Origin of the sequence: Maricaulis sp. (assembly GCF_048270095.1) — a bacterium.
Classification (GTDB): Bacteria; Pseudomonadota; Alphaproteobacteria; order Caulobacterales; family Maricaulaceae; genus Maricaulis.
In genome coordinates this window covers 24513-34869 of sequence record NZ_JBLWTL010000026.1, presented here as the reverse complement: position 1 = coordinate 34869, position 10357 = coordinate 24513, and the positions used below count along the sequence as shown (strand labels likewise).

Here is a 10357-nt window from a genome sequence, read left to right as displayed (position 1 = left end):
CCCAATGCCAAGGCGCGCGATTACAACTGGCATCATGTCTTCGGGATCTGGGCCCTGGTCCCGCTGCTGGCGGTGGTGATTTCCGGCGTCGTGATTTCCTACCCCTGGGCGGCGAGCCTGGTGGAGCGCACCTATGGCGACGGACCGGCCGCCCTGGCCGCCCCGACCGATAGCAGCGACGCCGATGCCGCGAGCCCGACGCCCCCCGCACCCGGTCCGGCCGCAAGCCTGCAGGCCATGCTCGATACCGCCCGCGAAATCGACGCCAATTGGCGCACCATCGCCATCGCCCTGCCCGCAACGCCGCAGGCGCCGCTGGTCGAACTGACCGTCGATACCGGCAATGGCGCGCAATATGATCGCAAACGCCTGCTCACCTTCGATCATCATGATGGCAGCCTGCTGACCGATGTCATAGCGGCGCAGACCCAGACACCGGCCCGCCGGGCCCGGATCTATCTGCGCTTCCTGCATACCGGCGAGGTTTATGGGTGGTGGGGGCAGACCCTCGCCGGGCTGGGCTCGCTGGCCGCGCTCTTCCTGGCCTGGACCGGGCTCGCCCTGGCCTGGCGGCGGCTGGTCATCCCGGCCTGGCGCCGGCGCACGCAATAGGCAGTTCAGGCCGCCGGCGGGCGGGCGAATTTTCGCCTCGTTTCGGTTTCATAGTTCTCCAAATCCCCGATCACGCCGGAGTATCCATGGACGTCATACGCATCATTCTCTCCATCCTCCTGCCGCCGCTCGGCGTGTTTTTGCAGGTCGGCATTGGTCTGCAATTCTGGATCAATATCATCCTGACCCTGCTCGGCTATGTCCCCGGCGTGCTGCACGCCGCCTGGATTATCGCCAGACGCTAGGACACGGACGCTGATTGATGTCTGATGATCAGAACAAACGCCAGGGCCAGGGCATGGGCCAGAATGGCGACCATGATGATGGCACGCGCGAACTGGCGCGTCTGGAAACGCTCGCCGACTGGCTCGACACCCGTTTTCGCATTCCCGGCACCTCGATCCGCTTCGGGATAGACGGCCTGCTCGGTCTCGTCCCCGGCCTCGGCGATCTGGCGATGCTGGCGCCCGCCTTCTATCTGATCGCCCGCGCCGCCGCGCTCGGTGCGCCGCTGCATGTCCTGGCCCGCATGCTGATCAATACCACGCTCGACCTGGTGATCGGCGCGATCCCGGTGATCGGCGATATTTTCGACGTCGCCTTCAAGGCCAATCGCCGCAATACGGCACTGCTGGCCCGGTTTCTGGAACGCAAGAAAGCCAGGCGGCTCCGCTAGGTCTCGGCGCCAGCCCGGACACGCAATCGCGAGGCCGTCACCAGCTCCGCCCCGGGCTGCGCCCGGCGCACCTCTTCCATCAAGGAAGAGGAGGGTGTTTGATCTGACCGGCCTCGATTATCGCCCACCTCTTCCTTGATGGAAGAGGTGGCCGCGGAGCGGTCGGAGATGGTGAGGATGACGGGCTCAGCGGTGGCCGATTTGGCGCCTTATCCCCCACCCCCGGCAACGATCACACGTCATCCCGGCATACGCCGGCGTCCCACACTCCTCCCACCTGGGGAGGACCAGCAAACCCCCAGCCGCTCGCGGCGTGGAGATTTTCGTGCAGGAAAAAAGGGAATGGTAGGCCCGGAGGGACTCGAACCCCCAACCAAGCGGTTATGAGCCGCCGGCTCTAACCAGTTGAGCTACAGGCCCGCTCGACAAGCGAGGCCGTCATCGATACTGCGTCTTGGCGCGCAGGCCAAGACGTTGCGGCAGGCGATCTCAGTGGGCAGCAGCGCGGCGATGTTTCGGGCCGATGCTGAACACCAGAAGATGCGCCAGCAGAACCAGGGCCAGGATGATCAGCTCGATCTGGTCGCGCAGCCAGAAGCGCAAACTGCCGACCTCACCCCAATAGGCCTGTGAGGCCCGCGTCGTCTCCGAAGCGTCGGCCTGTGGCAGGCGGGCTGGGATCACCGCGGCGGCCAGTTGCGGCGAGACGAATTCATAGCCCATCGCCTGCAAGGACGTCGTCAGCTCGGTCAGGCGTGCCGGGTCGAGATACCAGTGGAAGAAGAAGCTCGCATAACTGTCGCGCAGGACCAGATTACGCCGTGCCGTTTCCAGCATCGCCTCCATCGAACGTCCGTGCACGCTGCCTTGCGGAGCCCAGTTGCCGAGCGTTTCCGGCAAGATCACGTCGCCGCGGATATCGCGCACCGGATAGGGGAAGAATTGCTCGCCATAGAGGGCGTTCGAACCATCGGTCGCTCCAGACGCCTCGCCGCCAAAATACAGCACCCGTTCCAGCCGCGCCGGAAAGCGTGTCCCGATCGAGCGATAGGCCGTTTGCGACGCAGCGTAATGCGGCGATGTAAACAGCCAGGGCTGTGGCAGGCCGGCCGCGTCCCAATTGGCGAAAGCCAGATCGAGCCGGGCGTCCCACATCTCGCCGCGATCATCGTCGAACGGGCCCAGTAGCTCGAAACGGCCGCCCGTATCGAGCCCGGCACGGAAGAATTCATAATCGCCGCCACTGACGCCGAAATTCGGATTGGCAATCGCGCCATGCTGATGCGTCTGGCCATGCATGATCAATGTGCCACCGGCCCGGGCCATATCGCGCAATGCGCTGGCCAGATAGGGCCGTTCATTGAGGCTGAACCGCCGCTCGCGGCCATTGGAGAAATGACCATTCGGGTCGACGAAGGTGTCATACACGGTCGCGGCGAAGGGCACGTTGAGCGCCTCGATCGCCGCCACAAGCGTGCGGATCTGGGCCGGGTCGGCATCCGGACCGATATCCTCGATCCGCATCAGGGCCTGGCGCACCTCAGGGGCATCCGGAGCCAGGGTGCGCGACAGGATATCAGCGAACACCATGTAGCGATCATCTTCGCTGGCATAAGGCATCGGGCTCTCGCTGACCCAGGTCAGCGCGCCGGAGCGCAAGGCCCAGGGCATGCGCTCGCCATCGGCGGCCTGCATTTCGGCCAGCACTTCAACGCGGCCCGGGTCGGTGACGCGAATGCCCGCGACCAGATCGGTACTGTCAGGCGAGCGGGTGAAATGTTCACCGCGATACACCACTTCGGGGAAGGTCTTGGTCGTCGCCGCCTCGGCCAGCCAGCCGATCCGGGCCGCCAGCCCGGGCGCGGAGGCCTGCAAGCTCGCCGGGTCGGGCTGGATCCAGACGGTCGCGCCCTCGCCATTCATGGCATCGTCCAGCAGTGCGGCCGGCACGGTCTGGCCGTAGGTCGAATTGACGACAATCAGCGCGTCATGGGCGTCGCGATCATTGGGTTGGTATTGGGAGATGCCCGCCAGGGCAGCCTCGGCATGACGTCCGGCGAGATTGGCAATATTGACCGCATGCAATTCGCCCAGCGCGTGATCCTCGCCCTCGTCGGGATAGAGAACCAGAACGCTGGAGCGTTGCGGCATGCTGGCCAGTTCAGTGTCGGCACTGATCTCGCCGTGAAGCGGATAAACCAGTGCCCCCCAGAAGGCGGTCAGCAATATTGTCAGGCGCATAATCATTGGAAGGCGTGCTCCCCAGCATCACAAGCTCCCTATCTTGCGGCCGGGTGCGTTCAAAGCTGGGTGCAAATGCGCCGAGAATGCGGCACCCAGGGGTCATTCCGGGGCGGCGCTGTTCAGCTTGCAGACAGGTTGGCTGTGCCTGACTCGACGCAACAATCCTACCGGCGTGATCGATATCAGCCTATGATCATCATCCCGCACCACAATGATCCACAACCCAGGAGCCATGATTCATGATTCGCGCCCTTCTTGCCTCCACCGCATTTCTGATCGCCGCCAGCCCGGCGCTGGCCGACGAGGTCAACCCGACCCTGTCGCTTTCGGCCAGTGCCGATGTCCAGGTCGCGCCGGATTACGCCACCGTCCAGTCCGGCGTCGTCACCCGCGCCGCGACAGCGCAGCAGGCCATGCAGGACAATGCCCGCGTCATGACCGCCGTCTTCGAGGCCCTGCGCCGCGCCGGTGTCACCGGCAATGATGTCCAGACGTCGCAATTGAGCGTCACGCCGGTCTATGCCGACCGCAGCGAGCCGCGGCAGAATCAGGGCCAGTACGAGATCATCGCCTATGAAACCCGCAATACGGTGACCGCCAAGGTGCGCGACACCGCGCGTGTCGGCAATGCGATCGACGCCATGGTGTCGGCCGGCGCCAATAATATCCAGGATGTGAGCTTCGGCGCCGAGGACACATCCGACGCGATGGACCAGGCGCGCCGTGAGGCGATCGCCAGCCTGCTGGCGCGCGCCGACCTGTTCGCCGATGCGGCCGGCTTCGAATTGTGCGGAATTACCCGTATGGGCGAAGACTTCGCCCGGCCTGCCGCGCCCATGATGATGGCCCGGATGGATTCAGCGTCAACGCCGGTCGCGGCCGGTCAGCTTTCGGTCACGGCGACCATCAATGCCGATTTCTGTATCAGCGACGACTGATCAGGCAGCGTCCGGCTTGGCGACGACCTGGTTGTGTTCATCGAGCAGGACCACGACCGGGTCGTGCTGCCGGGCTTCCGCCTCATCCATATCGGCGTAGGCGACGACAATGATACGGTCGCCGATCTGGGCCAGGCGGGCGGCGGCACCATTAATGCCGAACATGCGACTGCCGCGCGGCGCCTCGATGGCATAGGTGGTGAACCGCTCGCCATTATTGATGTTCAGCACATCGACCTGCTCATAGGGCAGGATTCCCGCGGCATCGAGCAGGTCGCTATCGATCGAGATCGAGCCTTCATAATGCAGGTCCGCCTGGGTCACTGTGGCCCGGTGAAGTTTGCATTTCATCATGGTGAGGCGCATCGCGCTCAGCTCCGTGCGGATTATTGCTGCACTGCACATACGTGTCCCCGCCGCCGATTTCAACGGCCAGACACGTTGATTTTATCAGCCGCAGCCGTCGTCACATGAATGGGAGCCTACTCACGGTTTCAAACGCCATTCATGCATGTGCCGGCAAAATAGTGTATCTTGCAGACCTCGGGAGGGTGACATGTTCGGAACACGCAAGTTTTTGACCCCATTAGCGCTGGCATTGCTCGCCAGCAGCGGCACGCAGGCACAGACGGCGCCGTCGCCCAATCTTCTGGCGGTCCAGCAAACCCGGCCCGTCGCCGAGCCGGCAAGCCCCGGAGCCCCGCGCGCCATGGCGATCAATTGGGACCAGGCGCAAGCCGATGCCCGCCGCCAGGGTGCCGTCAATAGCGCGCCGGTCGCGGCCGCCCGCCTGGCGCCGGAAATGCCCCGGCCGAGCGATCGCGAAGCCGCTGAAGTCGCCAATACGCGCCTGCCGGTCTTGGTCCCGAACATGGCGGTGCTGAACGCATCGCCGCCGCCGACCGTATTGCTGTTTCCGCGTCCCGATTTCTACACGCTGTCCATCAGCGGCGACGGCCTCGTGATCGAAATCTTCGGCACCCGCCTCGCCCATGCCGTCGCGCCCGATGCCCTCACCGCACGCCAATTGCGGGCGACCGGGCCGGACGCGCTGCGCGTTTCCGCGACCGAATACGGACAGGTCGCCGATTTCAATCGCTATGGCGCCGCCTATAGCGTGACGCTGGAATGCGACAATCCGCAAAGCGATCCGCGCTGCGCCGATGATGTATTGGTGCGCCGCCTGGCCCGCTCGCTGGTCATCGCGGCCGGCTCGCCCGGCGAGGGAGGCTGATCATGTCGACCCGCGAGATTGAACGCGCCCTGGCCGCCGCAGTCGCGGCCGCAGGTATCGCCGCCATGGTCTGGTGGCCCGCCGAGACCGGCGCCCCGGCCGAGCCCGAGCCTGACGAGATTGCCCTCGAAGAACCAGCCCCCGAAGATACTGTGGAACCGGAGCCGGAAGAGGAACCCGCCGACGAGGCCGAACCGGAACCGCTGACCGAGCCCGAGCCGGACGAGGTCCCGCCAGCCGAACCCCTGCTGGACGATGCCGGCATCGCCTTCTCCTGGATGCCCGCCGGCGATCTGGCCGAGGATTCCGGAACCGGTCAGCTGCTGCAGATCAATTACGCCCCGGGCATGCGCTTCCCGATCGAGGCCGGCCAGGCCTATGCCAATAGCCAAGTCTATGGTTATGGCGGCTATCTCGGCCCCGCCGGCGGCCAGTGCAATGCAGCCAATTACGCCTATTCCTGGCGCGATAATTTCTGCGAGACGCGCGGCTATGGCACGCCGATGTGCCCGACCGGCCATGGCCATCAGGGCCAGGACATCCGTCCGGCGAGCTGTAATGACGGCATCCACCAGGCGCTCGCCAGCGCCGATGGCACCATCACCTCGATCGGCAGCTATTCGGTCCGGCTGATGAGCGATGATGGCGTGCGCTATACTTATCTCCATCTCGACAAGCCGAGCCTGCAGGTTGCCGTCGGTGATCATGTCACGCGCGGACAGCCCATCGGTTTCGTCTCCAACGAGTTCGGCGATACGGCGACCACCATCCATCTGCATTTCGAGATCAAGATGGCGGTCGAGACCGGCGGCGGTATCCAGAATACATCGGTTCCGCCCTATCTGGCGCTGGTCGACAGCTATCAACGCCTGCTCGAGGGCGAGGAAGACTAGATCGCGGGCTTGCGTGCAAGATACTAAACCGCAACGGTTTTTACCGCGCGCCGGTTTGCGGCGCGCTTCGTGAGGGGATGATGGACATGACGATACGGATCTGGCTGGCCACTGGCCTGGCAGCACTGGCCTTGACGGCCTGCGACGACGCCACGCGCCATGATGGTGGCAATGGCGCCAGCATTGGCGGTGTCGCTGAAATGGTGGACGACTATGCCGTCGGCCGCTCCATGGCGCCCCCGTCGCCAGCGCCATCTCCCCCGCCGCCTGCCCCGGGGTCGGCCCCGGCAGATGGCGTGGTCGAACGCCTGATTGCCTATCGCTATGATTACCGCTTCGAAACGCCGGCTGCGGCAACGGCAAACCTGGTCGCCACCCATCAAGCCGCCTGCAGCGAGGCAGGTGCCGCCCAGTGCCAGATCGTCTCTGCCAATATCTATGATGATGGCCGCGGCTCGATCTCCGCGAGTGTGCAATTGCGCGCCAACCCCGCCTGGGTCGAATCCTTTAGGGCCGGACTTGAAGCCGAGCTGGAAACAGCTGGCGGGCGGATCCAGAACCAGTCGCAATCGGCTGATGATCTCACTTCAGCCATCTATGACATGGAAGCCCGGCTTGAAGCCAAGCGGGTACTTCGCACGCGACTGATCTCCCTGCTCGAACGCGAGAATGCCAGCGTCGAGGAATTGGTCCAGGTCGAACGCGAACTGGCCAATGTCCAGGGCGAGATCGAAGGGTCCGAAGCCCAGATCCGCGTCATGCGCGGCCGCGTCTCGATGTCATCGCTGGGCCTGAATTACGCCTCGCGTGTCGAGCCGGTCAGCCCGGGCGCTTTCGACCCGCTGACCAATGCCCTGACCAATGTCTTCCGCGAACTCGCCGCCGGCCTGGCCAATGTCATCACCTTCATTGCCGGTTTCGCACCCTGGCTGCTGGTGATCGTGCCGCTCTTCTGGCTGCTGAGCCGCTGGCTGCGGGGTCTGTTCCAGGCACGGAAGGCCGCGAAAGCCGCCAAGGCTGAGTAAACACCACGGCCCGGCTGGCGCTTTAGCGCCGGCCGGGTTTCAGCCCCCGTTTTTCTCAGACTGCCAGATGCAATACCACCTCGCGCCGCTGCGGCCGGCTGCGGTGCTCGAACAGGTAGAGCCCCTGCCAGGTTCCGAGCAGCAACTCCCCGTGCGCGACCGGGATACCGATCGAGGTCTGCGTCAGCGCGGACTTGATATGCGCCGGCATATCGTCCGGCCCCTCGGCGGTGTGCGCCAGCCATGCCATTGACGGATCATCACCATCGGGCACCAGCCGCCGGAAAAATTCATTGAGATCACGCTGAACATCCGGATCGGCGTTTTCCTGGATGGTGAGCGAGCAGGATGTATGGCGCACGAAGATTGTGAGCAGGCCTTCGGCGGGGCTTTGTTCGGCGACGAAACTTTGTGCCTGACGAGTGAAGTCGTAGAGGCCGGGGCCGGTGGTTGCGAGGGTCATTGTGGTTAGAGGCATGGTGGTGAACCTATTCCGCGTGCGTCCAAACTCCCTGCCCGCCGCAAAAAAGCAAAAGGCGCCCCGGTTTCCCGGAGCGCCTTTCGAGTTCTGATGGCGGGCTGGAGCTAGTTATCCAGGAAGCTCCGGAGTTTCCGCGAGCGGCTCGGGTGCTTCAGCTTGCGCAATGCCTTCGCTTCGATCTGGCGGATCCGCTCGCGCGTGACCGAGAATTGCTGGCCGACTTCTTCCAGCGTGTGGTCGGTATTCATGCCGATGCCGAAGCGCATGCGCAGGACGCGTTCTTCACGCGGGGTCAGGCTGGCGAGAACCCGTGTGGTGGTCTCGCGCAGATTGGCCTGGATGGCGGCGTCGATCGGCAGGATGGCGTTCTTGTCTTCGATGAAATCGCCGAGATGGCTGTCTTCCTCGTCGCCGATGGGCGTTTCCAGGGAGATCGGCTCCTTGGCGATCTTCATCACCTTGCGCACTTTTTCCAGCGGCATGGCGAGCTTTTCCGACAGCTCTTCCGGGGTCGGCTCGCGGCCGATCTCGTGCAGCATCTGGCGGCTGGTGCGGACAATCTTGTTGATGGTCTCGATCATGTGCACCGGAATACGGATGGTGCGGGCCTGGTCGGCGATCGAACGGGTGATCGCCTGACGAATCCACCAGGTGGCATAGGTCGAGAATTTATAGCCGCGGCGATATTCGAATTTATCGACAGCCTTCATCAGGCCGATATTGCCTTCCTGGATCAGATCAAGGAATTGCAGGCCGCGATTGGTGTATTTCTTCGCAATCGAAATAACCAGACGCAGATTGGCCTCGACCATTTCCTTCTTGGCGACGCGCGCTTCGCGCTCGCCCTTCTGGACGGTACGGACAATGCGGCGCAGGTCTTCGATCGGCACGCCGGCGCGCTGGGTCAGCTCGGCCAGGTCGTCGCGGATCTTGGAGGCGTCAACGCCTTCGCGGTCGATAAAGCGGGTCCAGGCCTTCGACGTCTTGGCCATCGAGCCGGGCCAATCGGGATTGAGCTCATTGCCGAAATAGCTGTCCATGAACTGCGCCCGCGGCACGCCATGGGCGTCGGCCATGCGCAGGAGACGGCCTTCGAGCGACATGCGCTCCTTGTTGATCGCATAGAGCTGCTCGACCAGCGCCTCGATCCGCGCATTATTGAGATGCATCGTGTTGAGATTGGTGACGATCGAGTTCTGCAGGGATTCGTATTTATCGCGGCTCTGCTTGGTCAGATCCTTGCCTTCGATACGCGCGGCAACGAGCTTGTCCTGCAGTTTGCGGAAGGCTGTGAAGTCGGTCGAGATCAGGTCGAGCGTCTCCATGACGCCTTCACGCAATTCCGCTTCCATCGCCGACAGGGAGAGCGTGACGCCCTCATCATCATCGTCGTCATCATCGTCATCGTCGGATTTGGACGAGGTCTCGCCATCATCATCCTCGTCTTCGTCGTCATCATCGCCCTTGGCCTTGGCGTCGTCTTCGGACTCCTCGTCCTTGTCGCCTGACTTGGCCTCGCCATCAGCGGGCTTGGCCGCGCCGGGCGCCTGCGGCGTCGGGGTCTCGCCATCTTCGGCCGGACCGGTCTCGTCGTCTTCGTCCTGATTGGCTTCGGCCTGCTGGCTGCCATAGGTGGCGTCGAGATCGATAATATCGCGCAGAAGGACTTCGCCTTCATGCAATTCATCGCGCCAGACCATAATGGCTTCGAAGGTCAGCGGGCTTTCGCACAGGCCGCGGATCATCGCATTGCGGCCGGCCTCGATACGCTTGGCGATGGCGATTTCGCCTTCGCGGGACAGAAGCTCGACCGAACCCATTTCGCGCAGATACATCCGCACCGGATCATCAGTACGGTCGGCGGAAGTCGGGGTATTCAGGCCGGTAATGGCACTTTTCGAGGCACCGGCGACCGCGCGGGTCTCGCCTTCTTCCTCGCCATCATCATCATCGTCATCGGAATCCCCGTCGCTGCTCTTGGCAGCGCCAGTGGTTTCCTTGTCGTCATCGGCTTCGCTGTCATTGTCGACGACATTGATGCCCATCTCGGACAATTGTCCGAGCACGTCCTCGATCTGCTCGGACGAGAATTCCTCGCTCGGCAACACCGCATTCAATTCGTCATGGGTCACATAGCCGCGCTTCTTGGCGACCTTGATCATGTTCTTGACGGACTGATCCGTCAGGTCCAGGAGAGGACCGTCCTGGCTCTCGGATGCGTCATTGGCTTCGGCGGGTTTGGTCATGTATTCGT

At 63.5% G+C, this 10357-nt stretch carries 11 protein-coding genes and 1 tRNA gene; 7 read left to right on the top strand and 5 right to left on the bottom strand.

Features of this window, described 5'->3' with window-relative positions; translation table 11 throughout:
* From ACN0YJ_RS12710 to ACN0YJ_RS12700, 3 genes are all read left to right on the top strand, one after another.
* The coding region (locus ACN0YJ_RS12710; RefSeq protein WP_417496413.1) for a PepSY domain-containing protein at positions 1 to 612 on the top strand (612 nt) is incomplete at its 5' end.
* Positions 613 to 698: 86 nt separating this feature from the next.
* A complete protein-coding gene (locus ACN0YJ_RS12705) occupies positions 699 to 857 on the top strand; it encodes a YqaE/Pmp3 family membrane protein (RefSeq protein WP_417477200.1) in 159 nt (52 codons plus the stop codon).
* A gap of 17 nt (positions 858 to 874) precedes the next feature.
* The gene (locus ACN0YJ_RS12700; RefSeq protein WP_417489646.1) at positions 875 to 1288 is read left to right on the top strand and encodes a DUF4112 domain-containing protein; all 414 of its coding nucleotides are present in this window, start codon (positions 875 to 877) and stop codon (positions 1286 to 1288) included.
* A 343-nt stretch (positions 1289 to 1631) separates the two neighbouring features.
* Here ACN0YJ_RS12700 and ACN0YJ_RS12695 read toward each other — a convergent pair.
* Positions 1632 to 1708, bottom strand: a tRNA-Ile gene (locus ACN0YJ_RS12695).
* Positions 1709 to 1777: 69 nt separating this feature from the next.
* Complete coding sequence (locus ACN0YJ_RS12690) at positions 1778 to 3535, bottom strand: DUF2334 domain-containing protein (protein ID WP_417496412.1); 1758 nt, start codon at positions 3533 to 3535, stop codon at positions 1778 to 1780.
* A gap of 236 nt (positions 3536 to 3771) precedes the next feature.
* On the opposite strand from ACN0YJ_RS12690, the gene ACN0YJ_RS12685 reads away from it, so the two are divergent.
* Entirely contained in the window at positions 3772 to 4470 is a 699-nt protein-coding gene (locus ACN0YJ_RS12685) for an SIMPL domain-containing protein (RefSeq protein WP_417496411.1), read from the top strand.
* On the opposite strand, the gene panD is transcribed toward ACN0YJ_RS12685, so the two are convergent.
* The gene (gene panD / locus ACN0YJ_RS12680; protein ID WP_417496410.1) at positions 4471 to 4836 is read right to left on the bottom strand and encodes an aspartate 1-decarboxylase; all 366 of its coding nucleotides are present in this window, start codon (positions 4834 to 4836) and stop codon (positions 4471 to 4473) included.
* 190 nt (positions 4837 to 5026) lie between these two features.
* Between panD and ACN0YJ_RS12675 the strand changes: the two genes are divergently transcribed.
* The 3 genes from ACN0YJ_RS12675 to ACN0YJ_RS12665 all read left to right on the top strand — a co-directional run bounded on the left by ACN0YJ_RS12675 (position 5027) and on the right by ACN0YJ_RS12665 (position 7622).
* Positions 5027 to 5704, top strand: coding sequence for a hypothetical protein (locus ACN0YJ_RS12675; RefSeq protein ID WP_417496409.1), 678 nt, complete (start codon positions 5027 to 5029; stop codon positions 5702 to 5704).
* 2 nt (positions 5705 to 5706) lie between these two features.
* Positions 5707 to 6597 carry a M23 family metallopeptidase gene (locus ACN0YJ_RS12670; RefSeq protein ID WP_417496408.1) on the top strand — a complete coding sequence of 297 codons (891 nt, stop codon included), beginning with the start codon at positions 5707 to 5709 and terminating at the stop codon, positions 6595 to 6597.
* A gap of 86 nt (positions 6598 to 6683) precedes the next feature.
* On the top strand, positions 6684 to 7622 hold the full coding sequence (locus ACN0YJ_RS12665) for a DUF4349 domain-containing protein (RefSeq protein WP_417496407.1): 939 nt from the start codon (positions 6684 to 6686) through the stop codon (positions 7620 to 7622).
* Between the two features lie 55 nt (positions 7623 to 7677).
* Here ACN0YJ_RS12665 and ACN0YJ_RS12660 read toward each other — a convergent pair whose 3' ends face one another.
* Together ACN0YJ_RS12660 and rpoD are read right to left on the bottom strand one after the other, a co-directional pair.
* On the bottom strand, positions 7678 to 8100 hold the full coding sequence (locus ACN0YJ_RS12660; protein WP_417496406.1) for a secondary thiamine-phosphate synthase enzyme YjbQ: 423 nt from the start codon (positions 8098 to 8100) through the stop codon (positions 7678 to 7680).
* A gap of 107 nt (positions 8101 to 8207) precedes the next feature.
* Positions 8208 to 10349 (bottom strand): RNA polymerase sigma factor RpoD, encoded by a 2142-nt coding sequence (rpoD, locus tag ACN0YJ_RS12655; protein WP_417496405.1) that lies wholly within the window; start codon positions 10347 to 10349, stop codon positions 8208 to 8210.
* Positions 10350 to 10357: the final 8 nt, after the last annotated feature.

What these genes read in the sequence shown, in the direction of transcription:
- ACN0YJ_RS12705 (WP_417477200.1), top strand. Translation starts at nt 699, where the DNA reads ATGGACGTCATACGCATCATTCTCTCCATCCTCCTGCCGCCGCTCGGC.
- ACN0YJ_RS12685 (WP_417496411.1), top strand. Translation starts at nt 3,772, where the DNA reads ATGATTCGCGCCCTTCTTGCCTCCACCGCATTTCTGATCGCCGCCAGC.
- ACN0YJ_RS12675 (WP_417496409.1), top strand. Translation starts at nt 5,027, where the DNA reads ATGTTCGGAACACGCAAGTTTTTGACCCCATTAGCGCTGGCATTGCTC.
- ACN0YJ_RS12660 (WP_417496406.1), bottom strand. Translation starts at nt 8,100, where the DNA reads ATGCCTCTAACCACAATGACCCTCGCAACCACCGGCCCCGGCCTCTAC.
- ACN0YJ_RS12665 (WP_417496407.1), top strand. Translation starts at nt 6,684, where the DNA reads ATGACGATACGGATCTGGCTGGCCACTGGCCTGGCAGCACTGGCCTTG.
- rpoD (WP_417496405.1), bottom strand. Translation starts at nt 10,349, where the DNA reads ATGACCAAACCCGCCGAAGCCAATGACGCATCCGAGAGCCAGGACGGT.
- ACN0YJ_RS12670 (WP_417496408.1), top strand. Translation starts at nt 5,707, where the DNA reads ATGTCGACCCGCGAGATTGAACGCGCCCTGGCCGCCGCAGTCGCGGCC.
- ACN0YJ_RS12700 (WP_417489646.1), top strand. Translation starts at nt 875, where the DNA reads ATGTCTGATGATCAGAACAAACGCCAGGGCCAGGGCATGGGCCAGAAT.
- ACN0YJ_RS12690 (WP_417496412.1), bottom strand. Translation starts at nt 3,535, where the DNA reads ATGATTATGCGCCTGACAATATTGCTGACCGCCTTCTGGGGGGCACTG.
- panD (WP_417496410.1), bottom strand. Translation starts at nt 4,836, where the DNA reads ATGCGCCTCACCATGATGAAATGCAAACTTCACCGGGCCACAGTGACC.